Origin of the sequence: Pigmentiphaga aceris (assembly GCF_008119665.1) — a bacterium.
Classification (GTDB): Bacteria; Pseudomonadota; Gammaproteobacteria; order Burkholderiales; family Burkholderiaceae_B; genus Pigmentiphaga; species Pigmentiphaga aceris.
The window spans coordinates 1,631,045-1,656,384 of the sequence record NZ_CP043046.1 but is presented as its reverse complement, the minus strand read 5'-3'; the positions used below and the strand labels follow the sequence as shown (position 1 = coordinate 1,656,384).

Genomic DNA, 25,340 nt, shown 5'->3' with positions numbered 1-25,340 from the left:
CATATCCACATCTCAAAATATGGGCGAAATGCCCAATATGTGAGATTTCGCTACGAAGGATTGGCAGGCAACGGCTGCGCTGCCTGATCGCCGGGTTGCCTGATTTCTGCCCCGTGCTCACAAACCGTAGGAAATCCGGCCGCTTCGTTTCGTCGGATTTCGCCCGCCCGGTAGGCGGGTCCGGCCTCAGCCGATACAATCGGGGTATCCCTGTCCGCACCTGCTTCCCTGCCCTCATCGCATCAAGCCGATGGCGGGAACGCCCCTGCTCCGACCCCGCCTCGAACGATCATCAGAAGCTGTCACCGTTAATGGAAAAACACGACGTCTCCGGCCACACGCCGATGATGCAGCAATACCTTCGTCTAAAAGCCGAAGCTGGTGCCCACCTTCTGTTCTACCGGATGGGCGACTTCTACGAAATGTTCTATGACGATGCGGTCAAGGCTGCACGTCTGCTCAATCTCACGCTGACCACCCGTGGTGCGTCGAACGGCGTGCCGATCAAGATGGCTGGCATTCCGCATCATTCGGCCGAAGGCTACCTGGGCCGGCTGGTGAAGCTTGGTGAATCGGTTGCGGTGTGTGAACAGACCGGCGACCCTGCCACGTCGAAAGGCCCGGTCGAACGCAAAATCGTGCGCATCGTCACGCCGGGCACACTGACCGACGAAGCCCTGTTGCCGGCCAAGGCCGATCGCGCGATTGCGTCGGTGTACCTGGGCAACGGCAAGGGCGAGGCCCGTCGCGTCGGTTTGGCCTGGTTGAATCTGGCCAACGGCCAGTTCCATGTCACCGAGTGTTCGCTGGCCTTGCTGGGTAGCGAGTTGCATCGCATCTCACCGGCCGAAGTGGTGCTGCCGGAAGGCATTCCGCTGCCGGTGACGTTTACCGCATCGATCAATACCTCGCCGTCCTGGCATTTCGAGACGGCCAATGCGCGCCAGCATTTGCTTGCGCATTTCCGTACCGACAGCCTGGCGGGCTTCGATGTCGAAGACATGCCCGAAGCCGTATGCGCGGCGGGTGCGCTGCTGCGCTATGTCAGCGGCACGCAATCGCAGGCGCTGGCCCACGTGCAGCAACTTAGTGCCGACCGCGCCAGCCAGTACGTGTTGCTGGACCCGGTCACGCGTCGCAATCTGGAACTGACCGAGACCTTGCGTGGCGAAGAATCGCCGACTTTGTTCTCGACGCTGGATCATTGCCGTACGCCCATGGGCAGCCGTCTGCTGCGCCGTTGGCTGCACCATCCGCTGCGCGACAACGCACCGGCAGCGCGCCGCCAACAGGCGATCGCAACCCTGCTGGCAGCGCGCGATCCGCTTGCGCTGCAAACCAGTCTGCGCCCCTTCCCCGACGTGGAACGCATCGCTGCACGCCTGGCCCTGCGGTCTGTGCGTCCGCGTGAATTGGCCAGCCTGCGTGATGCGCTGGCCTTGATGCCGGCACTGCGCGAACAGGTTGTCGCGCTGTCACGTGACCTGGATGCAGACCCGCACCTGGGCAGCCTGTCCGACCAGTGCGAACTCGATCCCGCGCTGGCCGAACTGCTGCAACGTGCAGTGGCCCAAGAGCCTGCGGTGAATGTGCGTGATGGCGGCGTCTTGGCACTTGGCTTTGACGAAGAACTGGACGAGCTGCGCGCGCTGGAATCGCATAGCGGCGACTTCCTGGTGAAGCTGGAAGCACGTGAACGCGAGCGCACCGGCATTGCCAATCTGCGCGTGGAATTCAACCGCGTGCATGGCTTCTTCATTGAGGTCACGCGCGGCCAGACAGACAAGGTGCCAGACGACTACCGCAGACGCCAGACGCTGAAGAACGCCGAGCGCTACATCACCCCGGAACTGAAGACCTGGGAGGACAAGATCCTGTCGGCCCAGGACCGTGCCCTGGCGCGCGAGAAATGGCTGTGGGAACAGCTGCTGGACTTGCTGGCTCCCTACGTTCAGCCGCTGGCACGTGCCGCTGCCGCACTTGCCGAGCTGGATGTGCTGGCGGCCTTGGCCAGCCATGCGCTGAGCAACGACTGGGTGGCACCGCAGCTTGAAGAAAGCGCCGAGATCACCATCGAGCAAGGCCGCCATCCGGTGGTTGAACGCGTGATCGAACGCTTCACGCCCAACGATTGCTTGTTGAGCAACACGCGCCGCATGCTCTTGGTGACCGGCCCGAACATGGGCGGTAAATCGACCTACATGCGGCAGGTCGCCTTGATTGTGCTGCTGGCGCGCGTGGGCAGTTTTGTGCCGGCGACTTCGGCCCGGATCGGTCGCATCGACCGCATCTTCACGCGGATTGGCGCGGCCGATGATCTGGCTGGTGGACGATCGACCTTCATGATGGAGATGACCGAAGCCGCGGCCATTCTTGCCAGCAGCACGCAGGACAGCCTGGTGCTGATGGACGAGATCGGCCGTGGTACGTCCACCTACGATGGTCTGGCATTGGCCTGGGCGATTGCCCACCAGTTGCTGATGCAAAACCGCGCGCTGACCTTGTTCGCGACGCACTATTTCGAACTGACCCGCCTGCCCGCCATGCAGCCCGAGGCCGCCAACGTGCACCTGGCTGCTGCCGAAGGACCGATCACCGGCCCTCAGCGCGGCATAGTCTTCCTGCACGAAGTGCGTGAAGGCCCGGCAAGCCGCAGCTACGGTATTCAGGTGGCACAGCGAGCAGGCGTGCCGCCGTCGGTGATCCGCATGGCGCGCCGCGAATTGGACCGGCTGGAGGCGCAAGGCGGTACCACCCCGCAGATGTCTTTGTTCGGCGGCTCGCCTGAGGACGCAAATGCACCCGGAATCGCAGAACCGGGCTGGGATACAGAACCCGAGATCGTGACCGATCCGCTTCACGATGCCTTGCAATCGATCGACCCCGATGTGCTCAGCCCGCGAGAAGCGCTGGATGCGCTGTATCGCTTGAAAGCCTTGAGCCCAAGTTCGTCGTGAGTGTGATGGCGTGCGCCACGCACGATGACTGTTGTGCTGCGCGATGTGGGGCGTGGTCAGTGTTCGTAAGTTTTGCAGGCAGAGTCTTGCCGCATGATTTGGGTGCTGTGAATGGTTCGAGTCACGCCTGATGAAACGCGGCACGAACCGTGCGGCCTGACCCGTTTCGCATGAACGATGCAGTGTGCGCGGCGTCGCATGACATACGCGTCACATGCATTTCGTCACATGCATTTCGCCACACGATTTCGCCTCCTGAACTTTGTATCAAGAACGTTGCATCATGACCGTCAGCCCATGAATCAGACATCCGTCCGGGAAGGAGTCCAGCACGCATCGTGGCGGCGGCACCTGGCCGCCCTGCTTCTGGGTTTGCCGCTGCTGGCCATCCTGCCACTGCCCGCCGCACACGCCGACCGCCCACCACCGGGTGTCGGCGTGCGTGATGGCTTGCCGCCACGTATCGGACCGGCCATTGCAGTGATTGCCGACGTCCCCGGCAACGAGGCCCAGGCACGTGTGCTGTTGCGCACGCTGGAAGACATCGGCCACGACAGTGACCTGCTGATCCACCTGGGCAACCTGAAGGGTGAAAACGAACGCTGCGACGACACGCTTTACCTTCAGCGCCGCGAGCTGCTGGAAAGCAGCCTGGTGCCGCTGGTCTTGCTGCCCGGCGACAACGATTGGGCCGATTGCGCGCTGCGTGCAGGCGGCAATTACGCCCCCTTTGAGCGCCTGACCCGACTGCGCGAACTGTTCTTCGAACGTGCAGATTCGCTTGGAGCCACCCGCATTGCGCTGTCGCGCCAAAGCGAGACCTCACGCTTTCGTGGCTACCCGGAAAACGCCCGATGGAGCACTGACGGACTGATGTTCGTGGCGGTAAATGTGCCTGGTGGACAGAACAATTTTCAGCGTGGTGCAGGACGAAACGGCGAGCTGGAAGAACGCGCATTGGCCAACAACGCGTGGCTGCGCCAGGCCTTTTCAAACGCTACCCGTGAAGACGCACGCGCCGTGATCGTCGCCTTCCATGCCGACCCGGATTTTTCGCGCCTGGACACGGGTGACCGCAGTGATGCCTATGCAGGATTCAAGCAGCAGCTGGTTCAACTGGCGGGGCACTTCAAGGGGCAGGTGCTGCTGCTGCACGGCAGCGAGAAGGCCGTGGTGGACCAGACCCTCACGGTAGCCGGCAAACGCCTGCCCAACGTCATGCGGGTAGGCGTGCACAACAGCCGGCCGGGGGAAAGCTGGCTGCACATCGAATATCAGGCCGGTCGAAATGCGGGCTTTGTGGTGCGCACTCGCAACGCGCGTCCGCAGCCTTGATTAGTGGGCTTGGACAACAGCAAACGCGATAGACCGTAGAACAGATGCCCCACCGACGTGGATACGTCGGCGGGTCAGATCAACAGATCAGTGCAAGGTGCCGGGACGACGACGCGCGTCGAGCAACGCATCCAGCGCTTGTTCTTCGTTCTCTTCGTCTTCCTCGCCGTAGGCAAAGCCTTGCTCGACTTCATCGGGCTCGGCAGCACGCACATCCAACACCTTGATGCGCACACGCAGCGCCATGCCGGCATAGGGGTGGTTGGCGTCCAGCACCACACGGTCTTCGGCCAGGTCGGTCACGGTGAAGACCAGGGCGTCTTCATCGTCGCTGAGTTCGCCGTCATCTTCCGTGACCAGCGGGCCGTCTTCGTCGTCATCGTCGCCGGGTACGCCTTCGAACTGCATGCCGACTTCAAGCGGCTCGGGGAAACGCGCGCGCGGCTCCACCCGGACCAGCTCGGCATCGTAGTCGCCGAAGGCATCTTCGGGTTCCAGATGGAAGATATTGTCGAAGCCCGGCTCTTTGCCTTCAATGGCGTCGTCAAGTCGCGGCAGCAGACTGTCTTGGCCGCGGTGCAGGAAGACCACCGGACCGTCGCTGTCGTCCAGCGGCGTTCCCTGTGAATCGCTGATCCAGAATTCGGCAGTCACGACGGTGTTTGCACCGATTTTTCGGGCGTTATTGCTGCTGTTGCTCATGGTCGTGTTCCTGCGGGTCTCTGTGTCAAAGCAGAAGATTAACGCATCCGCATTGTTATCATCGCGGGCATGGACATCTCACTTCCCCTGCCCCTGCTTGGCGGCCGCTCGCCCGCCGACTTCATGCAACGCTACTGGCAGCGTCGCCCGCTGCTGATCCGCGGTGCCATCCCCAACATCAAGCCCCCCGCCAGCCCCGCGCAGATCAAGCGCCTGGCACGCGAGGACGATGTCGAATCCCGGCTGATCTGGCAGGAAGCCGACGGCTGGGAGATGGAAAGCGGCCCCTTCGCCCGCCTGCCGCCCGCACGTGAAGACGGCTGGACCTTGCTGGTGCAAGGCTTGAACCTGCATGTCGATGCAGCAGCCGACCTGATGGCGCAGTTCCGCTTCATTCCCGATGCGCGCTTGGACGACGTGATGGTCAGCATTGCCACCAATGGTGGCGGAGTAGGCCCTCACTTCGACAATTACGACGTCTTCCTGCTGCAAGGCGCTGGCCGTCGCCGCTGGCGCATCGGCAAGCAAAAAGACCTGAGCCTGGTGCCGGGCGTGCCCTTGAAGCTGCTGCAGAATTTCCAGCCTACCGAGGAATTCGTGCTGGAAGCCGGCGACATGCTGTATCTGCCGCCGCATTACGCACACGACGGTATTGCCGAAGGTGACGATTGCATGACGCTGTCGATCGGTTTTCGTTCGCCGTCGGCCGCTGAGATGGCGCAGGGCATGCTTGAACTGGCTGCCGAAGACATGGGCGATGCCCAGGCAGGTGCGCGTTACCGCGACCCCGGCATTGCGCCCACGCGCAACCCGGCGCAAATGCCGGATTCGCTGCTGGACTTTGCCATCGACGCCGCATCGCGCGTGCGTTTCGACGCCAAGCTGGCCACCCGCTTCCTGGGCCGCTGGTTGACCGAACCGAAGGCCAACGTGGTGTTTGGTGAAGACGAAGATGCTGCCGACCTGGATCTGATGAGCGATTGGCCGACGGAAGGTGCGCTGGTAGCTGACCGCCGTACGCAGATGCTTTATCGCGGCAAGCTTGCCTTCATCAATGGTGAGGAAATCGAGAGCGGTGCCACGCCTTTGCTGAAGAAGCTGGCTGACCAGCGCAGGCTGGACTTTGCCAACCTGCCGGAAGACAAAGTGTCAGAAGAAGAACGTGAGCAGTTGGCCGACTGGCTGGATGCCGGTTGGCTGCGTGTGATCGAGGCAGATTAAGACCGGTCGAAGGTTGGGCGGGGGTCGAATAATGCCTGAGCAAGGTCTGATTAACAGTCCGGCAACGTTCGACCAACGCCCTGCCCGCCCGCCTCGAAACATCTACGCACTTAATGCCGGCGGTTCTTACAGAACTTGCTTACACGGAACTTACTGCCTAGATTACTGCCGTTTTCCCGGATATCACGCTGGTAAGCTGTTTGAAGTGTCCTAGTTAGGACTCGCTCACTTCAGAACTAAGTTTCAGCGCGGCTGTGGATTTTTAGCTGCGACTCAGCTTTCTGTGATTTCAAGGAAAACCGATATGAAAAAATCTCTGCTCGCAGCCTCTTTGCTCGCTTCTTTGGCACTGGTCGCATGCGGCAAGAAGGACGAAGTGCCGGCGCCAGCGACTGCGCCCACGCCGCCCGCCAGCATGTCGACCACGCCTGCACCTGCTGCGGTTACGCCGACCACCCCGGACAGCACCACATCCGGCACGACTTCGGGAGCCACCTCAGGCACCGGTACCAGCACTGCACCGGCCAACCAGGGTGAAGCTGCGGGTACGCCCACCGTGCCGGGAACCAGCAATACCACTGGCACCACGGGCACCAGCAAATAAGCCTGACAGTAAGTACTAACAGTCCACGGTGCCAATGCACCGGTTCTGAAATGAAAAAGCCGATCCATGAGATCGGCTTTTTTCTTGCGCCACGGGTTTGTCTTCGTTCCGCTTAGATCGTCACCCAGTCAAAGCCTTCCGACTGCGATGCCACGCCAACCTCTTCCGGTCGGCAGTTCAGAATCTCTGCCAACGCCGCCTGCGCGAGCGCCGGCAGGTTGTTCTTGCTGCTCAGGTGAGCGGCATGCACCGACTTCAGCCTGGATCGATTCAACGAACCCAGAACCGCGGCAGCTGCCGTATTGGACAAGTGTCCCAGGCGACCCGCAATGCGCGCCTTCAGCGACGGCGGATACGCACCACGCGCCAGCATGTCGGAGCAATGATTGCATTCCAGCACCAGCGCATCACAGCCATCCAGAATGGCCTGCACATGTGCCGTTCCCTGACCGATATCGGTCAATACGCCCAGACGTGACGCGCCATCGGTCAGCGCGAACTGAACCGGTTCACGGGCGTCGTGCGGAACGGGGAAACACTGGATCTGAAGGTCACCGATGGACAGCAGGTCGTGACTGTCGCAGCGGTTGATCTGTGTACCTTCGGGAATTCGGTCGGCAACGGCCAGATGGGTGCCGGTGGTGAGATACACCGGGATGTTGTGACGCCGTGCCAGCTTGAACACCCCGCCAATATGGTCACCGTGTTCGTGCGTGACCAGAATGGCGGAGAGTTCGGCCGGCGCAATGCCCCGGCCTTGCAGACGACGTTCGATCTCACGCAGGCCAAAGCCGCAGTCGATCATCACTCGCGTGGTGGTGGTGTCGCTTTGCGATTCCACCACCAGCGCGTTGCCTTCACTACCACTACCCAGACTGGCGTAGCGCATCATGCGTGTCCTGCGATGGGTTGACCTGCTGACTGCATTACTTCAGTTGGTCTGCCAGCACGTCAAGAATACGGGCACCGGCACGGCTGTTTTCCGGGCCACCTTGGGCGTTCTGCACCACGATCTGCGTGGCATCGCCCGAACCGGTCAACTTGATGCGGTACTGCGGTTGCGCCTTCGGATCGTTGTCGCTGCCGAAGCTGAAGATACGGCTGAAGAAGCCCTTCTCTTTCGGTGCGCCCAGTTCCGGGTCGGCGTAACGCACGAAGTACGTACCTTGCGAACGGTCGCGATCCACCACGCTGAAGCCGCCACGATCAACCGCCAGGCCAACGCTGCGCCATGCGCGATCGAAGCTTTCCGTCAGTTGCAGCGAACCGCTTGCACCCGAACCCGTGACACGCTTGGCAACCGCGCGGCCCGCCACTTCCTGCGGACGATCGACGCTGGCCTTGGCGCGCTCGATACTGCTGCCCAGGCGAACCATCAGGCGGCGCAGGAATTCGGCTTCCAGATCCGGATCGGACGGACGAGCAGTCCAGGTTGCACGGGTCTTGTCGGCACCCGTCAGGGTTTCGACCATACCTTGGTGGGTAATGTAGATCTCGGTGCCGCCGTTCGGGGCGCGATCCAGGCGAGCGCGGAACTTGTCGAGTTCACCGGTCGAGTAGACCGAATCAAGCACCTTGCCGATGGTGTTGCGGATGAAATCCTGCGGCAGCTTGGCGCGGTTCTCGGCCCAATCCGTTTCCATCACGCCGGCTTCCGGGCGTTCCTGGCGGATGTTGAAGCCCAGGTCTTGCCAGAACTCACGCACCACCGGGTACAGCTCTTCGGCCGGGCGGTTGACGACCAGCCAGCGCTGGTTGCCGTCACGTTGCACGGTGATGTCAGCCGACGGGGTCGGCAGCACCGTGGTCGAGGTCGGCTCGGCACGTTGCTCGCCTTGCTTGGCGTTGTAGGTCGAGAAGGTGGTGGTGGCACGCTCGGCCGGCACCTGGTAGCGGTCTTCACGCGACAGCTGGGTCAGATCAGGCGGAACCTGCAGGCTTGGCGGTGCCTTGTCGGCGCTCTTGTAGTCGATCGACTCTTCGTTGCCCAGCAACTTGTTGACGGAACTGCAGCCGGCGGACAGCAGCGACGCGCCTAACAAGGCGGTCGCCAGCACGCGCATCGACATCGGGAAAACAGCTTTCATAGCTTCGGGGGCTCCTGGGACGAGAACATGCTTCACGCGTTCACCGTCTCGTCTTGGTATCGCAAGCGCGGGGCTTGGTGCGCAATGCTGCGGATTGGATCAACAGGGATGGGAAAGAGTTTCAGGCATTTGCCGAAATACCTGCCGCAGCCAGCGCTTCCAGCACGGCGGCATGGTGCGGCTCCGACAATTCGACCAGCGGCAGACGATAGCCAAGTGCCGTCAGACCGAGCTTGGCCAAGGCCCACTTGACCGGAATCGGATTGCCTTCCACGAACAGCGCACGGTTGAGCGGGCTGAGTCGTTCGTTGATCTCGCGGGTGCGGCGCACGTCGCCTGCCAGGGCGGCAGCGCACAACTCGCTGACCAGACGCGGCGCAACGTTTGCCGTGACCGAGATGTTGCCCTTGCCGCCCAGCAGAATCAGCGCGGCAGCCGTGGCGTCGTCGCCGCTGTACACCGAGAAGCCTTCCGGGGCCTGGCGGATCAATTCCACGCCACGGGCGATATCGCCGGTCGCGTCCTTGATACCGGTGATGTTGTCGATCTGCGCCAGACGCAAGGTGGTCTGGGTCTGCAGGTCAGCCACGGTGCGGCCCGGCACGTTGTACAGAATCACGGGAATGTCGACCGCTTCTGCAACCGTGCGGAAGTGCTGGTACATGCCTTCCTGCGTCGGACGGTTGTAGTACGGCACCACCGACAGGATGGCATCGGCACCGACGTCATTGGCACCCTTGGACAGTTCCACAGCCTCGGCAGTGGAATTGGCACCGGCACCGGCGATCACCGGCACGCGGCCCGCCGTGTGCTCGACGGCAATGCGAATCAGCTCGCTGTTTTCTTCCATCGAGACGGTCGGCGATTCGCCGGTCGTTCCCACCACCACCAGACCATTGGTGCCTTGCTCGATGTGCCAATCGATCAGTTTTCGATACGTCGGCAGGTCCAGGCTGCCATCGGGCAACATGGGAGTGATGAGCGCGACCAGGCTACCCTGGATGGGATGGTTCGATGTCGTAGATGTCATGCTGGTTCGAATGCCCCGAAGTGGCCATGAAGTGGCTGGAATTCAACCGTTAAGTGTACCGGATTGCCGTGAAAGCAAGCGTTACCGACGAAAGTCGGCAAACGATCCACAAAATTCTGCTGCGCGAGCCTGTTCAGAGGAACAGCCTGATGACCAGGTCGCCAATCGCCAGCAAGGGCGACAGCAAGGTGGACAGCACGCCCGTGGCCAGCAAGACCAGCAGGATCACCATGCCGTAAGGCTCGATCCTGGCGAACTGCATGGCCAGGCGGGTAGGCAGCAGGCTGAACAGGATGCGCCCGCCATCGAGTGGCGGAATCGGCAACAGATTGAGCGCCATCAGCGTCAGGTTGACCTGCACGCCGGCAATACCCATGGTCAGGAAGAATCGCTCGGTGACGCCCGATGCGATCATGATCTTGATCGCAATCGCCCAGCCGATTGCCATCACCAGGTTGCTGGCAGGCCCGGCAGCCGCCACCCACAGCATGTCGCGCTTGGGATTGCGCAGACGCCCGAAGTTGACCGGCACGGGCTTGGCCCAGCCAAACAGCAGACCGCCGCCGAACAGCTTGCTGGTCAGCAGGATCAGCGCCGGCACCAGAAGCGTACCGATCGGATCGATGTGGCGAATGGGATTGAGGCTGATCCGGCCAGCCTGTTCGGCCGTGTTGTCACCGAACATGCGCGCGACATAGCCGTGCGCAGCCTCGTGCAGCGTGATCGCGAAGATCAGGGGGATCGCGTAGACCGCGATCGTTTGAATGACTGAATCCATGCCTGATTGTAGCGGTCGACGCTCAAGCGTCGCTATCTGAAGCAGCCGCGTCCAAGGCTGCCAATTCGGCCAGCAGCTTGTCGACCCCTGCCGCATCAACCGGACCACGACCGATCACGCCACCGTCGATCACCAGCTCGTAATGTGGTGCGGCCGGCTTCAAGGCCTCGCTCAGGGCACCCGGCTGACGCAGTTGTTGAATCAATGCGCCCGAGCTCTGCGGCGTGGCATGGCCGCTGGAATACAGCAGCTCTTCGCCATCGGCCGCCAGCAGACGGAAGCCGAAGCTGCCGTCTTTTTCGCGGAAGCTGATGAAGCGTGCCAACTTGGCCGCCTTTTTCTTCTTGGTCGGGGCCACAGCGACACTGGTGGCCGAACGCAGGCCCACGGCGTCACGCAGCGTCTCCAGCAAGGGGGCGGCACGTTCACGTGCTTTGGCTGCGCCAATCTGCAGCAGTGCTTCCACCTGGGCGGGCTGGGCCATCAGCGCGTGATATTTCTCGCGCATTGGCGCGATCTCACCGTCGATCAACTCGAACAAGGCCTGCTTGGCATCACCCCAGCCCATACCGCCTTCCAGCGCCGAGCGGAAGGACGCCGTGGCTTCCGGCGTGGCGAAGGCACGATAGATCACATACAGATGCGACTGCTCGGCATCCTTGGCTTCACCCGGCAGACGCGAGTCCGTGACGATGCGCGAAATCGCTTCACGCAGTTGCTTGGCGTTGCCTTCAAACAGCGGAATGGTGTTGTCGTAGCTCTTGGACATCTTGCGACCGTCCAGGCCTGGCAGCAGCGCCACGTCTTCTTCGATCGACGCTTCCGGCGACAGCAACAGTTCGCGGCCATTGCCGAACAGATGATTAAAGCGCTGCGCAATGTCGCGCGCCATTTCGATGTGCTGCACCTGATCGCGTCCAACCGGCACCTTGTGTACGTTGAACATCAGAATGTCCGCCGCCATCAGAATGGGGTAGGAGAACAGCCCCATGTTGATGCCGTCATCGGTTTCCTGACCGGTTTCCACGTTGCGATCGACGCTTGCCTTGTACGCATGCGACCGGTTCATCAAGCCCTTGGGCGTGACGCAGGTCAGCAACCAGCACAGCTGCGGGATCTCAGGAATGTCGGATTGGCGATAGAACGTCACCCGTTCCGGGTCAAGACCTGCAGCCAGCCAGGTAGCGGCCAATTCACGGCGCGAACGTTCGACACGGGCCGGATCACCGCACTTGATCAGCGCATGCAGGTCGGCCAGGAAGTAGAAGGCCTCGGTATCGGCGCGCAGGCTGGCCGTCACGGCAGGACGGATGGCCCCAACGTAGTTGCCCAGGTGCGGCGTGCCCGTAGTGGTGATACCGGTAAGTACGCGGGTACGGCTGCTGGGGTTGCTGCTGGGGCTAGTGCGGGAACTGATACTGGAACTCATGGCGACGCGTGAACCGGCTGCGGATGCAAAGCAGCAGTGTAGCCGTTAGCGCTTGCGATCCGACGTGGCGCGTACCGGTAATGCGTACTGGGGCCGCGCGTCACGTCAGGTGGTCAGCAGATCGCCCGTCAGCACATCAACCCGCAATGCCAAGCAGCGCAGGATCACCGCGTCCGCGACGAATCAATTCCGGCTCATCACCGGTCAGGTCGATCACGGTGGTGGGCAAGACCGCACAGGCACCACCATCGATCACCGCAGCCAATTCGTGCTCGTAGCGCTCGCGGATCGCCTCGGCGTCGCTCAGCGGCTCGGTTTCGCCGGCCGGAATTAGCGTTGTCGAAATCACCGGCGTACCCATGATTTCCAGCAGTTCCAGCGTGATGGGATAGTCAGGCACCCGAATGCCGATCGTCTTGCGCGACGGATGCGATAGGCGGCGCGGCACTTCGCGCGTGGCTTCAAGAATGAACGTCCATGGCCCCGGCGTTGCGGCCTTCAGCAAACGATATTGGCGGTTGTCCACCCGCGCCATGACGGCAATCTCGGCCAGGTCCCGACACAGAACGGTCAAATGATGCCGATCATCGATGCCGCGAAGCCGCCGCAACGCGTCGGCAGCGGTTTTATTGTCAAGCTGCGCCAGCACGGCGTAACCCGAATCAGTCGGAACCGCCACCAAACCGCCGTTGTGCAGCAGCTGTGCCGCTTGCTTCAACAAGCGCGCCTGCGGATTCTGGGGATGCACACTAAAGAACTGAGCCATGGTTTTCTTTATGTCTAGCTTGGAGAAAAGCTGTGGGAAAAATGCCTAACCGAAGCAATTTGTCTACGGCGAGATAGAAATCGTCTCGCGGCCGGGGTATATCCATAAAGAGAATAGTTACCGCAAACGCGGGATCCACCCTCTCCGCTGCGCACAGGATGACACGATGACCCAGGCCGCCAAACATGGCCCCGACCAATTTCTGCCCGCTCCTGCCGATGCGGCAAGCGGTACGCCGCGCCGCATTGAAACGGGCGACCATATCCATCTTTCGCCTGCCACCGGTGCCAACTACCGAATCATTGTCAGTGTGACCGGCCGCGACGCCGACCGCTATCAAGGCAAGATCGCTACCTTTGTCGGGCCGCAAGACCACGGCGGCATGAAACTCGAAACCTTCCGCGTCGGTGACCTGGTCGAATTCGAAGTTGCACAGATGGTGGTGCCGGAACGCCGCTGACGCTTCGCGCACCGCGTCTGTTGCTTTCCACCGGCACCGGTGCCACCGCGTCAGGCTTGACGCAAGGCTACCGGTGCCTGGCGAAACCTACACCACTTCGCCCTCATGTCCCAGGCTCGCAAGCAGTCGCAAGGGACGTGCCTTGCTGTGCCCTGCATATTCTGCGTCGGGCATCAATCGTGCTTCCGCGTCGAGCTACGCGCGCTAACGCAAGCCCACGATTTCGCCACATTTCGACCTCAGTGCACACGTACATTGAGGTCATGGCGTCGGCGGGCCTGACGCGAATACCGAACACGATCCAAGGAGTGCCACCATGAAACTCACTAAACTCACCGCTTTGGCGATCACTGGCTGTCTCTCTCTGGCCGCGATTGCTCCTGCACAGGCTCACGACCACGGTCGCCGTCACGACCATTACGACCGTCGCGGTCCGGATCGCGTAATCGTGATTCGTGACGATCGTCGTCGTTACGATGACCGCCGTGATTGGGACGGCCGCCGCAACGACCGTGCAGACCATTATCGTCACGGCCCTGGCCCGCGTTGGTCACGCGGTGACCGCCTGCCGCGCGATTACCGTGGCCGCCAATATATTGTGAATGACTGGCGCGGCCATCGCCTGGCACCGCCGCCCCGTGGCGCACACTGGGTTGGCGTAGGCGCTGATTATCTGCTCGTCGGCATCGCCACTGGTGTGATCATGCAAGCCGTATTGGCACGCTAAATAAACAAAGCCAGGGCCGCAGCGCATGCGGACCTGGCTTTATTACATAGGCCTGGGTCAATCGACCCGACAGCGTTCACATCAGACAGCAGCGGCCTTGGCATTTTCTTCTTGCAATGCCAGCACGGTGAGCTTGCTGTCAGTGGCCTTTTCTTCGTCCAGCGTGGCTTGAAGCAAATCGGCAGCTTCGGTGAATCCAAGCTGCTTGGCCAGCGCGATCAGGGTGCCGTAGCTGGCGATTTCGTAGTGCTCGACTTTCTGCGCCGCACCGATCAGCGCAGCATCCAGCACCGGACCTTTTTCGATTTCTTCGATTTCCTCGGAAGCCTCTTCAATCAGGCCTTCCATTGCTGCGCATTTGATGCGCTTCAGGCGAAGGCCAATCGACTCGACCACAGCATCGATTCGCTCGATCTGTCCACGCGTTTCTTCAAGATGCGCCTTGAATGCCTCGACCAGTTTAGGGTCCGTGGCAGCACGCGCCATCTTCGGCAAGCCTTTGGTAATCTGCTTTTCAGCACTGGCCACGTCCGACAGGGCGTGGATGAACAAGTCTTGCAGTGTCTTCACGGCCATTGATAACTCCAGCAGAAAGGTGAGAGGTGTTTGTGCGGCGTACCACTCCGCAACTCTCATGCCCCGACCATTGCATGCTGGTGCAATAGATTTGACACCTGAAGACAGGCAAACCTGACGATCAGGAAGCCGAAAAACCCGACAATTCAGAAATCCGCGACCTTGCCCCAAGACGAAGACTGGAATCGGCTCGGATGGTACGGACGCGGATCGACCAATGGTGCAGCACCGCTGACGATGTCGGCAATCAAATGCCCTGCCCCCGGGCCGATACCAAAACCGTGGCCGCTGAACCCGGCGGCAAGCACCAGGCCAGGCAGGCTTGCCATTTCGCCGATGCCCGGGACGCCATCCGGTGTGCTGTCGACATAACCGGCCCACGCCGCCGTGATCGATGACGCCTTCAGTGCTGGAATCATTTCCACTGCGCGTTCATAGGTCAGTGCCACTGCCGCCGCATCGGGCTTGGGATCAAGAATCCGCGTGCGCTCCATCGGCGTTTGCTGATCCAGCTTCCACTTGCGCCAGCCCTCGTGGCCCGCACGAATACCTTCCAGTCCACCGGGCGCAAGGCTGCGCCAGCGACGTTGGAACATGGGCAGGAATTGCGGCGCGAAGCGGAAAAGCTGCGGGGTCGGATCGACACGGCCTCGGCCACTGATTGCGACGGTATAGCCGCCATTCACACGGCGGGTCATGGAAACGCCCGTGGTATGGCAGGCCGCCGGCATGCCCTCGACACCGTGCGAGATCGCCAAGGCAGTCTGCCGAATGGCCGCCTGGGGGAAACGAATGCCGTGCTGATGGCAAAACGATGAGGCCCAGGCCCCGCCGCTCAGCACAGCCATTTTGGTGCGGATCGTCCCTTTCTCGGTCACCACGGCAGACAGTCGGCCACCTTCGGTTTCCACGCCGCGTGCTGCGCAGTCCTGATGCACCGTGCCGCCCAGCTTCATGACGGCACGTGCCACGGCCGGGGCCGCCCGAGACGGGTCGGCAATACCGTCGGTGGGCGAAAAGACACCGCCCCGCCAAGGTTTGCCGGTAACACGCGCGCGGGCAGCGGCTTCCTCGGCGGTCAACATCTGCGTCTTCACGTTGACGGTGCGAGCAAACTCACCCCACTTGGCCCAACCGTCCAATTCCTTTTCGCTGTTGCTCAGATAAAGCAGGCCGCAGCGTTGAAAACCGGTTTCTTCACCGGAGTCTGCCGAGAATTGTTCCCAGAGATCGAGGCTTTTCGTGGCCATCGGCAATTCGCGTGCATCGCGATTCTGCTGGCGGCACCAACCCCAGTTCCGACTTGATTGCTCGGCACCGATACGCCCCTTTTCCAGCAGCGCGACCTTCATTCCACGCTTGGCCAGGTAATAGGCGGTGAAGGTTCCGATAATCCCGCCACCGATCACGACCACGTCAGCGTGCGTGGGCAGCTCGGCATTCGTTTCGATGGCAAATAAAGGGGCTGGCATGCTCAGGGTGTCCGCAGAAGGTGCTCGAAAGCTGGGAAGTGCAGCTGACTCGTGACAACCGTGTCACCAGCCAATTTCATTGTTCAGTAGCCGACGATGGCCTTGGTTTCCAGGTATTCCTCCAGTCCATGGACGCCATATTCGCGACCATTGCCAGAGCGTTTGTATCCCCCAAACGGCGCGTCGCTGCGCCAGGCCGGGTAATTGATGTGCACCTGGCCTGCACGCAGTCGCCCTGCCACCCGCCGTGCCCGTTCCGGGTCGGCTGATTGAACGTGTGCACCCAGGCCGTAGATCGTGTCATTGGCAATTGCGATGGCCTCGGCTTCGTCCTGGTAGGGGATGATGACCAGCACCGGGCCGAATATTTCCTGCTGGGCCACCTGCATGCTTGACGTCACCTCGGAAAACACCGTGGGACGCGCAAAGTAGCCGTGTTCCAGCCCATCGGGCAGGCCAAGACCACCACAGATCAGCTTGGCCCCTTCTTCAATGCCACGCGCAATCATGGTCTGCACGCGTGCGTACTGCGCCGCGTTGGCAATCGGCCCCATGATGGTTTTCACATCGTTCGGGTCGCCCACGGTGATGTCTGCGACCGCCGCGATTGCCAGGGCTTCGACCTCGGCCAGGCGTGACGCGGGAACCAGCATGCGTGTCGGTGCACTGCACGACTGGCCGGCATTGCGCATGCCCGACAACACGCCCTTGGCGACGCCGTTCTTGAAGTCTGCGTCGTCCAAAAACACATTGGGCGACTTGCCACCCAGTTCCTGCACGACACGCTTGACCGTTACCGCCGCTGCCTGGGCGACCAGCACACCGGCACGAGTGGAGCCGGTGATGGAAATCATGTCGACTTCGGGGTGCGAAGAGAGCGCCGCCCCAACCACTTCCCCCGTGCCACTGACAAGATTGAACACGCCGGCAGGCGCACCGGCGTCGTGCATGACCTCGGCAAAAAGCAGTGCGCTGTAGGGCGACAATTCGCTGGGCTTGAGCACCACCGTGCACCCTGAGGCAATCGCAGGCGCGACCTTGGCGGTGATCTGGTAAAGCGGCCAGTTCCAGGGCGTGATCAGCGCACACACGCCGATCGGCTCTTTGGAAATCGCCATGCCCTCTTTTCTGGACAGGAATTCATAAGTCTGCAACACCTCGATCTGGGCACGCACATGGGCGATGCCAGCCGGTACATGTGCGTTTCTCGCGAACTCGATCGGTGTGCCCATTTCATTGACGATGGCCTGGGCGAATTGTTCGGCGCGCGCTTCAATCAGCGCCTGAATGCGTTCGAGCAAGGCGATCCGCGCTGCCACTGTGCTTTGGGAGAACTGGTCGAACGCACGCCGCGCCGCCGCTACGGCAAGCTCGACGTCGGCTTGCGAACCTGCGGCAACATGACCCAGGACGGTCTCGGAACCAGGATTCACGACCGCGATCTTCGGTGCCTCTGACCTGTCATGCCAGCGTCCGTCGATATATAGCCGCATATCGTCCCAGCTACGGTTGTCAGTTGCCATGGTCATGCTTGTCCTTGGAATGCGCAGCTTGGCGGCTGCGTTGGCAGCGGGCCTTGTTCGCGGAGTTCATCGAGCTGACTGAGTCGAAGGGAACGCCGGCGCTGAAATCACAGGACACCGGGTGTTCACCGATGTATCAATGCTAATGAAAGCCCTGCCAGATTGATGCTGAACCTGGTGCCTGAAAAAACGCGAAGTGTGCGATTGCGATTCACTTACAGCGGATTGTGCCGCGCGAGCGAAAGGCCACGTAATGCGGTCGCAAAACAGGGCGGAATGGCTTGGGTGTGCACGACGGCACCGGGGGGGGGCAAGGTGCCTGCGGTTGTGCTGGTGCTGGTGCTGGTGCTGGTGCTGGTGCTGGTGCTGGTGCTTGACGAGGACACATCGCGAGTGCGTGCGACCCGGTGCAAGGAGTCAGATGTTTTGAATCAGACGCCACGGAGACGAACCGTATTGATTCAAGCAACCAGTGTTGATCCAAGCAATCTGTGCTCGCGCCAAATGGCTTACGCCGCGATGCTTATTTTTACTGACAGGGGATTTTCTTCGAATTCCACTGCGTGGAACTTAGACACGCTAATCGGTGATCCGATCAGGTATTAATGACGCGTATAAAAAAATAGTTTAAGAAAAATGGGGTGACTGATGGGGCTCGAACCCACGACAACCGGAATCACAATCCGGGACTCTACCAACTGAGCTACAGTCACCACTGATTTCTTTCAACTAGCTTTTACAGCACTCTATCTTCCCCGCCGGCACCTGCGTTTTCACGTCGGTGCAGCAGAGAAGAAGAATTCTAACGGATTTTTTTGCGTTTGGCGAATCGATAGCAAAAATTAAATAGTTCGCTTCAACGGCGCCAGTCGAACGACACCCGATTGCCCTTTCGCGCACCCACCGAGAACTTGCGGGTCAGGGTCTGATCCTGATAGCTGGCAGTCGCGGTGTAGTTGCCCGCCGGCAGATCGATCAGCAGATACGGGCCGGCAGCAACACGAAGCACTTCCCGGCCACGAGCATCGGTAATGGTTACCGGCACATCGGCCAGATACTCATTTGCTCCGCCGGAATGCGAGGTGAACACCAGGGCGGCGCTGTGCTTGCCGATAGCAGACTTGAAAGCGGTCGATTCATCCAGTCCGATACCGCCAGTGCGATACCGCACATCGCCCTGTGTCTGCTCCACAGGCAAATCGTTCGCCGACATCGTGGTCTGGGCAAGCAGCGGTTGTGTGCTCAAGCCCAGTGCAATGGCGGTAGCTGCGAGGAATTTGGCGGTCAGGCCCATGATCAAACCCTTTTTTCGTACATATCTGAAGAGAAGCGCGTCTCAGCAAGATAAGTGCCTGACCCAGGCGGCTGCCCCAGCCAAGCCTCTGCGGACGAAAAAAAGCCCGTGCCTGATGGCATCGGACTTCATTTTCATCGCCGGCAAAACCGGCGATAAGGCAATAAGGCAATAAGCTGTGCTGGCCTGCCCGAAGGGAATCGAACCCCCGACCCACGGCTTAGAAGGCCGTTGCTCTATCCAACTGAGCTACGGGCAGGCAGCGACCGCAAGGATAGCATTGGCAGCACCTGCAATTTGCCAACAAGTGAGGAATCGCGCCAATCCAGCCCATAAAACCGCTGGCAAGCGCCCAGACAGACCGGATTGCTTAATGCGCCAAGCTTGCCGGCTGCATCAGCGCAAGTGCCTTATCACCCAGGGCCACACTATTGCGCCCGGCAGACTTAGCTTGATAAAGCGCCTGGTCGGCACGTCGCAGCAGTTCGTTGAAAGAAAGACTGGTGGTCGGTTCACTCAAGCCGATACTGACCTGCACCCGAACAATTGCCGGCCCGACGATGACCGCCAAACGCTCGGTTGCGGCACGGATGATTTCTGCCTGTTGCGCGGCCTGCGCGGCGTTTGCCTCGGGCAGCAATACACAGAACTCGTCGCCACCAAATCTTCCAGCAATGGCTTCAGGCGGTAATTTTTCCATCAACACATTGGCAAAGGCGCGCAGCACACGGTCGCCGGCAAGGTGTCCGAAGTGGTCATTCAGTTGCTTGAACCGATCCAGATCCATCAGCAGCAAGACCCCACCTGCCCCATCCGCCCTGTCTGGCACGGCCTGGCGCATGACATCGATCACACGACGGCGAAACGCCCGTCGATTGAACAGCCCCGTCAAGGGATCGTGATTGGCAAGCCGATCAAGCCTGGCCTGCACACGAAGCTGGATCATGATCAGAAAGCCGGTGGCGCTAAGAAACACCACGGCCAGCGTCAAGGCCAGCCACAGCGCCAACCAGGGTGCTGCAAATGCGTTGGTGTTAGCAGAATCCCAGCGAAACGCCGCGTCCACGACCCGAATGGTGTTGCCGATGGCGACCGCCAGGAACAAAGCCGAAATAGCTAGGGGAATGATGCGCTGGCCGATCATTCTGGTGCGCAGCATGGTCCAGGAAATCATCAGCGCGAAGGGAATGATGCCCAGATTGGCCATGATGACGCGCGCCGGCAACCGTGGATCGACGTAGGCCCAGTAGGCCAGGCCAAGCGCGGATGCCAGCAGCATGCTCAGGCCCGCGCGCCAATACTTGGGACGGCGCTCGAACTGCGCCACGCCGACATAGATCAGGTACACCCCGCCGATGCTGAGCGTGTTTGCCACCACGATGCTCATGAAGTCGGACACCATGCCGCGCATGATGAACAGGGGCGTGCCGAGCGCCAGCATCAGATAGGCGCAGGCCCAATAGCGTGCAGCCAGCTCGCGTCGGTGGATCACCGCCACGCCGATCAATAGCAACGCCGCCAGCAATTGGCCGACGCCACCGCAGAAGATCAGGGTACGCGTATCAAGCATGGGTACCACGCTGCACATGACGCAGGCAGGACACGACCTGCCCAGACAAAGCCGGGCGCAGGCAAGCATGGCCGTACACGACATCACGGGAATTCACTGCCCTTCCCTCTCCCCTGCATGATGTGGATTGTGCGAGCGCCACCAGGTGGAAACCGGTGGACGGTGCGTAGCGCGTCGTGCGTGATCTTCGTGTTGTAGTACGGGTAGTCAGTGCGGGGTAATCAGTGCTAGGAACGCCGTGCGGGAATGCTTGGGGCAGGTGTGCCCTCCCCATTCATGTCATGCATGCGCAAAGCAAAGCATGTGCCATTGCAACGGCGCAGGTCCGCCTTTCTTACGGTCTGCGGACACCACCGCCTGCACGCCGCAGCCGATAAGCCTTGCAGCGCCTTGATCGGCCGCTTGTTGGCGCTGAGGCAAGCCCGTGAGCCGCATACAAAAAAAGCCGCCAATGCACAAAGTCATTGACAGCTTCTTTCGATTCTTCCAACAGCCGCTGGGCTGTTACTTGGCATTCTGGTGGTCGGGGCGGTGGGATTCGAACTCACGACCCTCTGCTCCCAAAGCAGATGCGCTACCAGGCTGCGCTACGCCCCGACGAGGCTCGAATAAAGCAGGACGCAGTGTCCGGCGAAAAACCCGAGCCGCGATTGTACATCAGGTCGGGCCTCGTTCGGCACCGATCGATGGCTTTTATCCGGCGACCCTTATCCTGCCACCACATCCGACTCGGATAAGGCCTGCGCCTGGCGTAAGGCAGCAACGATGTCGGCCAGCGCATCGGTGCGTGCACGAGGGTCTGGCACGCGCAGTACATAGGCCGGATGCCAAGTAGGTATCACCCACGTATCACCGTGACGCAACGGCCGCCCTCGCTGATCCTGCAGCTTGATGCGAGCGTGATTCAACACGCTGCGCAAAGCCGTGGCCCCCAGCGTGACGATGACCTTGGGTGCAACCTCGGTCAATTCTTGCTCCAACCAATAACGACAGGCATCGACTTCCTGTTGCGCGGGCGTCTTGTGAAGCCGGCGCTTGCCGCGCGGCTCCCACTTGAAGTGTTTGACGGCGTTGGTCAGGTAGATAGCGTCGCGCGACAGGGTAGCCGCTTCCAACGCCTGATTGAGCAACTGCCCTGCCGGCCCGACAAACACGGTGCCTTGAAGGTCTTCCTGATCACCGGGCTGTTCGCCAACCAGCATGATGCTGGCATTGCGCGGCCCGATACCTGCGACGCCCTGCGTGGCGTGGCGTCCCAGTTCGCAGCGCGTGCAGGTATCAAGCGTGCGCGGCGCTTCACGTACCGGCATGGCGCGCGCGGCCGACACACGAATCGGTGCGCCTTTTCTGGCCCCTACCGAGTCGGTCTGCCCCAGTTGTTGTGATCCGGCGTTGGCTTGCGCCACCAGACCCGGGATCAGCTTGCCCTCGGGCAGGTTCTTCCAATAACGCACAGGCATGTGCTGCGTCATCACCCGCGCGTTGACGCGAGAGGGGTTGAACGTATGCTGGTAGTAGCTTAACCACAGGCTTTCACCGGCATCGTCGATAGGCGGCGGTTGCGGGATGGGTGGGCCGTATTCGATGTCTTCGCCGTGGCATTGGGCAATACCGCCAGGGGTCGCGATCATCCAGCTGGCGCGGCCCATGCGCTGTCGGAAATACGGGGCCCCTGCCCGCAGGATTTCATGCACTGGCTCGAACCAGGCAATGAACTGCGGCGAACCGGCCGGGCGCTCACCCTGAGTTTCACGAAAGCGCACGTAGGCATGCATGCGATGAATTTCGTGTTGAACCGCCTTGACCATTACGTGAATGCGCGCGCCGTCCGAATCGGCGGGCGAGATTGCAGCCTGGTCGCCTTGCTGCCAACGCCACAAGGCCTGATACAGCAAGGCCCATCGGCCGGCGTCACGGAACATGGCCGCCGAGCGCAAGACGTCCAGGCACTGGCGGGACACACGCAAGACTGGCGCAGCATGTTCAGCCACATCTGATGACGGCATCTGCTGGTGGTCTGCGCCTGACACATCGGCCGCACTGAACAAGTCTGCGCTGCTGTTTGGTTTCATTGCAGGCGCGCGCGCAGCCGAAACATCGCCCCCCGCCGACTCGAACAAGGAAAGCGTATGGCTTCCTGAATCGCTGACATCGAGCCAATCGACATCGTGCGGTGGCACGCCTGCCAGCAGCAATTCCCGAGCGATACGCCGCCAGGCCTCGAAGTCTGCGATTTCGTATCGATGCCGGGTACTCATGCTGCTGCGCCCCAGAGATCAAGCTGACGCGGCGGCTCGATCAAGGCCTTGCGCAACTGTTCAGACTGAGGTTCAGCCGCAGGCCGGTAGTCCGACACCACGATGAAGGGTTTGAGCTTCTGCATCGGGCAGCGCAGCCGGCTCAGGTCGGCCCAGCTGACACGGCGGTGGCGGCGCAGGCCAACGATGCGCTGCGCATTGCGCAAGCCAATGCCCGGCACGCGTGCAATCATGGCTTCGTCGGCCCGATTCAGATCGACCGGGAACAGCTCGCGCCGCGTCAGCGCCCATGCCAGTTTGGGATCGATATCCAAGGCCAGATGCCGGTCGGCATCCAGCAATTCGGGCACTTGAAAACCGTAACCCCGCACCAGAAAATCCGCCTGGTACAGGCGATGTTCACGCAGCCGGGGCGCAGGAGCGAGCGGCACTGAAGACGGGCTGTCGGGAATCGGGCTGAAGGCGGAGTAATACACGCGTTTCAGCTTGTAGGCGCTGTACAGCGTGACTGCCGTATCAAGAATGCTGCGGTCGTCGCTGGCATCGGCACCCACGATCATCTGGGTACTTTGCCCTCCGGGCGAGAAACGTGGCGCGCGCTTGTCCTGCGATTCGTCAAGCTTGCTGCGGATGGTGCCCATTGCCATCTTGATGGTGTGCACGTTCTTTTCCGGCGCAAGCTTTTCCACGCTTTCCTGGGTCGGCAGTTCAATATTGACGCTGAGCCGATCGGCATACTTGCCCGCCAGCGCGATCAATTGCGGATCGGCATCTGGAATCGTCTTCAGGTGGATATAACCGCGAAACAGTTCAACTTCGCGAAGCCGGCGTGCCACTTCCACCAGTTGTTCCATCGTGTAGTTGGCACTGCGCACAATGCCCGAAGACAGGAACAGCCCTTCGATGTAGTTGCGCCGATAGAAGTCCATGGTGAGCTTGACCACTTCGTCTACCTGGAAGCGTGCACGCGGCACGTTGCTGGACCGCCGATTGACGCAGTACTGGCAGTCGTACTGACAGAAGTTGGTGAACAGGATCTTCAGCAGCGCCACACAACGCCCGTCGGGCGTGTAGCTGTGGCAGATGCCCATGCCGGTGGTGGTGCCCAGCCCGTCTTTGCCGGCAGACGAGCGCTTGGGTGCCCCGCTGCTGGCACAGGAGGAATCGTATTTGGCAGCGTCAGCCAGGATCTCTAGTTTGTCGCGGAGCTTCATGCCACAAGAATACTGTATAAAAATACAGTATTCCAGCACATTGACCGTTCGTCGGGCGTTCCTGCATCAACCGTGTCTGTTCGCTCACACGACTGACTTGGCATGGGTAAATCAGCCGTCAATCGCCGGCAAGCAACGCCGCGCCGCGCCCCAGGCCAGCAATCACGTCAGGCCAGTTCCAACCTGTCACCACCCTGCGCCTTCGCGCAGTACAAGGCACGATCTGCTGCAGCAAGCGCGGTGGGCAAAGCGGGCACCTCATCTGCAAAATAAGCCAACCCGACACTGACCGTTGCGATCAGCCCCAGGCCCGCATGCGGATCACGCGCCGATTCTGCAAATTGCCTGGTCACGGACTGCCCCAGCGACACTGCGTCGCGCGCATCGTCACCGGCCAGCAGCGCGGCGAATTCTTCACCGCCAATCCGAGCCAGGATCGCATTCGGGCCAAGCACACGGCGGGCAATCTCGGCAAAACGCCTCAGCACATCGTCGCCAACCTGGTGACCGTGCACGTCGTTGATGGATTTGAAGCGATCAAGGTCGAACGCAAAGATGGCGATCGGGCCCTGCCGCCCCCGGCCATCGACGGCAGCCGCCCCCAGTTCGAAGAAGGAACGTCGGTTTCCCAGGCGGGTCAGGTAATCGGTCTGGGATTCCTGCAATAACTGGCTGTGGGTCTCGTCACGCACCAGTTTCAGCAGGGCCATGGGCAGCACCACGGAATACAGCACGCCTTCATACAGCGTGATCTTGCTGGTGATCGACAGCAATCCGTCTCCGTAAACCTGCACGGCCCAGGGCAGAATCAAGGCCCGGGCAGCGTAGAAGATGGTGTGAATGCCGGCCATGGCAACGACGATGTGCCGGGCCGACAGCATTTTCATGGTCTCGGCACGGCGCACTTCCCAGACCATCAGGCCGTTGATCAGGGCTATGGGAATCGAACTGAGGTAGTGCCAGACCAGGGGTTCGCCTTGTACGCCTGCAACGGCCCACACCAGCGCCATCACGACCAGAACAAAGACCCACAAACGCCGATATTGCCGCCCGCTGAACGCAGCGATGCCGTTGAGTATCAACAGATACCCCGACAACACCACCAGATTGGCCATCGTGGCACCAGCGCCACAGGGTATCTGGCGACGCACCAGAATCAGCGCACAGCCGACGCCCAATACTGCGAAGCCCGCTGCGAGCAACCGTAACGCCCGGCTATGGCGGGCATTCGTCCGATGCTCCCAGAATGTCATGCACGCCGTGGCGAACAGCGTGCCAACGGCGAGAAGATAGAGGGTAAGAAGATCGACGAACATCGGAGACACACATGCGTTCGC

22 protein-coding genes and 3 tRNA genes are annotated in these 25,340 nt (G+C 61.0%); 7 read left to right on the top strand and 18 right to left on the bottom strand.

Annotated features, from left to right (window positions below; all coding sequences use genetic code 11):
- Positions 1–311 precede the first annotated feature (311 nt).
- On the top strand, positions 312–2,957 hold the full coding sequence (mutS, locus tag FXN63_RS06885) for a DNA mismatch repair protein MutS (RefSeq protein ID WP_425468668.1): 2,646 nt from the start codon (positions 312–314) through the stop codon (positions 2,955–2,957).
- A gap of 297 nt (positions 2,958–3,254) precedes the next feature.
- Positions 3,255–4,292 carry a metallophosphoesterase family protein gene (locus FXN63_RS06880; protein WP_148813955.1) on the top strand — a complete coding sequence of 346 codons (1,038 nt, stop codon included), beginning with the start codon at positions 3,255–3,257 and terminating at the stop codon, positions 4,290–4,292.
- Between the two features lie 87 nt (positions 4,293–4,379).
- Here the strand turns inward: FXN63_RS06880 and FXN63_RS06875 are convergent, their stop codons facing one another.
- A complete protein-coding gene (locus FXN63_RS06875) occupies positions 4,380–4,994 on the bottom strand; it encodes an FKBP-type peptidyl-prolyl cis-trans isomerase (protein ID WP_148813953.1) in 615 nt (204 codons plus the stop codon).
- Between the two features lie 69 nt (positions 4,995–5,063).
- Here FXN63_RS06875 and FXN63_RS06870 point away from each other — a divergent pair, with 69 nt between their 5' ends.
- Together FXN63_RS06870 and FXN63_RS06865 are read left to right on the top strand one after the other, a co-directional pair.
- A complete protein-coding gene (locus tag FXN63_RS06870) occupies positions 5,064–6,215 on the top strand; it encodes a cupin domain-containing protein (RefSeq protein ID WP_148813951.1) in 1,152 nt (383 codons plus the stop codon).
- Positions 6,216–6,519: 304 nt separating this feature from the next.
- On the top strand, positions 6,520–6,819 hold the full coding sequence (locus tag FXN63_RS06865) for a hypothetical protein (protein ID WP_148813950.1): 300 nt from the start codon (positions 6,520–6,522) through the stop codon (positions 6,817–6,819).
- Between the two features lie 112 nt (positions 6,820–6,931).
- Here FXN63_RS06865 and FXN63_RS06860 read toward each other — a convergent pair whose 3' ends face one another.
- From FXN63_RS06860 to FXN63_RS06835, 6 genes are all read right to left on the bottom strand, one after another.
- On the bottom strand, positions 6,932–7,708 hold the full coding sequence (locus tag FXN63_RS06860) for an MBL fold metallo-hydrolase (RefSeq protein WP_148819030.1): 777 nt from the start codon (positions 7,706–7,708) through the stop codon (positions 6,932–6,934).
- Between the two features lie 37 nt (positions 7,709–7,745).
- Positions 7,746–8,906 carry an outer membrane protein assembly factor BamC gene (bamC, locus tag FXN63_RS06855; protein ID WP_187395130.1) on the bottom strand — a complete coding sequence of 387 codons (1,161 nt, stop codon included), beginning with the start codon at positions 8,904–8,906 and terminating at the stop codon, positions 7,746–7,748.
- A gap of 121 nt (positions 8,907–9,027) precedes the next feature.
- Complete coding sequence (gene dapA / locus FXN63_RS06850; protein ID WP_148813948.1) at positions 9,028–9,936, bottom strand: 4-hydroxy-tetrahydrodipicolinate synthase; 909 nt, start codon at positions 9,934–9,936, stop codon at positions 9,028–9,030.
- A 133-nt stretch (positions 9,937–10,069) separates the two neighbouring features.
- A complete protein-coding gene (locus FXN63_RS06845; protein WP_148813947.1) occupies positions 10,070–10,714 on the bottom strand; it encodes a site-2 protease family protein in 645 nt (214 codons plus the stop codon).
- Positions 10,715–10,736: 22 nt separating this feature from the next.
- Positions 10,737–12,143 carry a tryptophan--tRNA ligase gene (locus tag FXN63_RS06840; RefSeq protein ID WP_148813945.1) on the bottom strand — a complete coding sequence of 469 codons (1,407 nt, stop codon included), beginning with the start codon at positions 12,141–12,143 and terminating at the stop codon, positions 10,737–10,739.
- 136 nt (positions 12,144–12,279) lie between these two features.
- Positions 12,280–12,909 carry an L-threonylcarbamoyladenylate synthase gene (locus FXN63_RS06835; RefSeq protein WP_148813943.1) on the bottom strand — a complete coding sequence of 210 codons (630 nt, stop codon included), beginning with the start codon at positions 12,907–12,909 and terminating at the stop codon, positions 12,280–12,282.
- Between the two features lie 166 nt (positions 12,910–13,075).
- On the opposite strand from FXN63_RS06835, the gene FXN63_RS06830 reads away from it, so the two are divergent.
- Together FXN63_RS06830 and FXN63_RS06825 are read left to right on the top strand one after the other, a co-directional pair.
- Positions 13,076–13,369, top strand: coding sequence for a hypothetical protein (locus FXN63_RS06830; RefSeq protein ID WP_148813942.1), 294 nt, complete (start codon positions 13,076–13,078; stop codon positions 13,367–13,369).
- A gap of 316 nt (positions 13,370–13,685) precedes the next feature.
- Positions 13,686–14,096, top strand: coding sequence for an RcnB family protein (locus FXN63_RS06825; RefSeq protein ID WP_148813939.1), 411 nt, complete (start codon positions 13,686–13,688; stop codon positions 14,094–14,096).
- Between the two features lie 81 nt (positions 14,097–14,177).
- Here FXN63_RS06825 and FXN63_RS06820 read toward each other — a convergent pair whose 3' ends face one another.
- The 3 genes from FXN63_RS06820 to FXN63_RS06810 form a co-directional block, all read right to left on the bottom strand.
- Positions 14,178–14,672 carry a YciE/YciF ferroxidase family protein gene (locus FXN63_RS06820; protein ID WP_148813938.1) on the bottom strand — a complete coding sequence of 165 codons (495 nt, stop codon included), beginning with the start codon at positions 14,670–14,672 and terminating at the stop codon, positions 14,178–14,180.
- Between the two features lie 146 nt (positions 14,673–14,818).
- Positions 14,819–16,144 (bottom strand): NAD(P)/FAD-dependent oxidoreductase, encoded by a 1,326-nt coding sequence (locus FXN63_RS06815; RefSeq protein WP_148813936.1) that lies wholly within the window; start codon positions 16,142–16,144, stop codon positions 14,819–14,821.
- 83 nt (positions 16,145–16,227) lie between these two features.
- The gene (locus FXN63_RS06810) at positions 16,228–17,673 is read right to left on the bottom strand and encodes an aldehyde dehydrogenase family protein (RefSeq protein WP_187395129.1); all 1,446 of its coding nucleotides are present in this window, start codon (positions 17,671–17,673) and stop codon (positions 16,228–16,230) included.
- A 156-nt stretch (positions 17,674–17,829) separates the two neighbouring features.
- On the opposite strand from FXN63_RS06810, the gene FXN63_RS26685 reads away from it, so the two are divergent.
- Positions 17,830–18,273, top strand: a complete 444-nt coding sequence (locus FXN63_RS26685; protein WP_187395128.1) for a hypothetical protein — start codon at positions 17,830–17,832, stop codon at positions 18,271–18,273.
- Positions 18,274–18,304: 31 nt separating this feature from the next.
- Here FXN63_RS26685 and FXN63_RS06805 read toward each other — a convergent pair.
- From FXN63_RS06805 to FXN63_RS06770, 8 genes are all read right to left on the bottom strand, one after another.
- Positions 18,305–18,380 (bottom strand) — tRNA-His (locus tag FXN63_RS06805).
- 143 nt (positions 18,381–18,523) lie between these two features.
- On the bottom strand, positions 18,524–18,961 hold the full coding sequence (locus FXN63_RS06800) for a T9SS type A sorting domain-containing protein (RefSeq protein WP_148813934.1): 438 nt from the start codon (positions 18,959–18,961) through the stop codon (positions 18,524–18,526).
- A gap of 182 nt (positions 18,962–19,143) precedes the next feature.
- Positions 19,144–19,220, bottom strand: a tRNA-Arg gene (locus tag FXN63_RS06795).
- A 111-nt stretch (positions 19,221–19,331) separates the two neighbouring features.
- Positions 19,332–20,531, bottom strand: coding sequence for a GGDEF domain-containing protein (locus FXN63_RS06790; protein ID WP_187395127.1), 1,200 nt, complete (start codon positions 20,529–20,531; stop codon positions 19,332–19,334).
- Between the two features lie 520 nt (positions 20,532–21,051).
- Positions 21,052–21,128 (bottom strand) — tRNA-Pro (locus FXN63_RS06785).
- Positions 21,129–21,238: 110 nt separating this feature from the next.
- Positions 21,239–22,789 carry a UdgX family uracil-DNA binding protein gene (locus FXN63_RS06780; RefSeq protein ID WP_148813931.1) on the bottom strand — a complete coding sequence of 517 codons (1,551 nt, stop codon included), beginning with the start codon at positions 22,787–22,789 and terminating at the stop codon, positions 21,239–21,241.
- Entirely contained in the window at positions 22,786–24,003 is a 1,218-nt protein-coding gene (locus tag FXN63_RS06775) for a putative DNA modification/repair radical SAM protein (RefSeq protein WP_148813929.1), read from the bottom strand. The genes FXN63_RS06780 and FXN63_RS06775 overlap by 4 nt, the downstream gene beginning before the upstream one ends.
- Positions 24,004–24,170: 167 nt before the next feature.
- On the bottom strand, positions 24,171–25,319 hold the full coding sequence (locus tag FXN63_RS06770) for a GGDEF domain-containing protein (protein WP_148813927.1): 1,149 nt from the start codon (positions 25,317–25,319) through the stop codon (positions 24,171–24,173).
- Positions 25,320–25,340 lie beyond the last annotated feature (21 nt).

Excerpts from the sequence above, each read along its gene's own strand:
- FXN63_RS06780 (WP_148813931.1), bottom strand. The coding sequence starts at position 22,789 with ATGAGTACCCGGCATCGATACGAAATCGCAGACTTCGAGGCCTGGCGG.
- FXN63_RS06870 (WP_148813951.1), top strand. The coding sequence starts at position 5,064 with ATGGACATCTCACTTCCCCTGCCCCTGCTTGGCGGCCGCTCGCCCGCC.
- FXN63_RS06880 (WP_148813955.1), top strand. The coding sequence starts at position 3,255 with ATGAATCAGACATCCGTCCGGGAAGGAGTCCAGCACGCATCGTGGCGG.
- mutS (WP_425468668.1), top strand. The coding sequence starts at position 312 with ATGGAAAAACACGACGTCTCCGGCCACACGCCGATGATGCAGCAATAC.
- FXN63_RS06770 (WP_148813927.1), bottom strand. The coding sequence starts at position 25,319 with ATGTTCGTCGATCTTCTTACCCTCTATCTTCTCGCCGTTGGCACGCTG.
- FXN63_RS06875 (WP_148813953.1), bottom strand. The coding sequence starts at position 4,994 with ATGAGCAACAGCAGCAATAACGCCCGAAAAATCGGTGCAAACACCGTC.
- FXN63_RS06860 (WP_148819030.1), bottom strand. The coding sequence starts at position 7,708 with ATGCGCTACGCCAGTCTGGGTAGTGGTAGTGAAGGCAACGCGCTGGTG.
- FXN63_RS06840 (WP_148813945.1), bottom strand. The coding sequence starts at position 12,143 with ATGAGTTCCAGTATCAGTTCCCGCACTAGCCCCAGCAGCAACCCCAGC.
- FXN63_RS06835 (WP_148813943.1), bottom strand. The coding sequence starts at position 12,909 with ATGGCTCAGTTCTTTAGTGTGCATCCCCAGAATCCGCAGGCGCGCTTG.
- bamC (WP_187395130.1), bottom strand. The coding sequence starts at position 8,906 with ATGAAAGCTGTTTTCCCGATGTCGATGCGCGTGCTGGCGACCGCCTTG.
- FXN63_RS06815 (WP_148813936.1), bottom strand. The coding sequence starts at position 16,144 with ATGCCAGCCCCTTTATTTGCCATCGAAACGAATGCCGAGCTGCCCACG.
- FXN63_RS06800 (WP_148813934.1), bottom strand. The coding sequence starts at position 18,961 with ATGGGCCTGACCGCCAAATTCCTCGCAGCTACCGCCATTGCACTGGGC.
- FXN63_RS06825 (WP_148813939.1), top strand. The coding sequence starts at position 13,686 with ATGAAACTCACTAAACTCACCGCTTTGGCGATCACTGGCTGTCTCTCT.
- FXN63_RS06865 (WP_148813950.1), top strand. The coding sequence starts at position 6,520 with ATGAAAAAATCTCTGCTCGCAGCCTCTTTGCTCGCTTCTTTGGCACTG.
- FXN63_RS06820 (WP_148813938.1), bottom strand. The coding sequence starts at position 14,672 with ATGGCCGTGAAGACACTGCAAGACTTGTTCATCCACGCCCTGTCGGAC.
- FXN63_RS06830 (WP_148813942.1), top strand. The coding sequence starts at position 13,076 with ATGACCCAGGCCGCCAAACATGGCCCCGACCAATTTCTGCCCGCTCCT.
- FXN63_RS06845 (WP_148813947.1), bottom strand. The coding sequence starts at position 10,714 with ATGGATTCAGTCATTCAAACGATCGCGGTCTACGCGATCCCCCTGATC.
- FXN63_RS06790 (WP_187395127.1), bottom strand. The coding sequence starts at position 20,531 with ATGCTTGATACGCGTACCCTGATCTTCTGCGGTGGCGTCGGCCAATTG.
- FXN63_RS06810 (WP_187395129.1), bottom strand. The coding sequence starts at position 17,673 with ATGACCATGGCAACTGACAACCGTAGCTGGGACGATATGCGGCTATAT.
- FXN63_RS06775 (WP_148813929.1), bottom strand. The coding sequence starts at position 24,003 with ATGAAGCTCCGCGACAAACTAGAGATCCTGGCTGACGCTGCCAAATAC.
- dapA (WP_148813948.1), bottom strand. The coding sequence starts at position 9,936 with ATGACATCTACGACATCGAACCATCCCATCCAGGGTAGCCTGGTCGCG.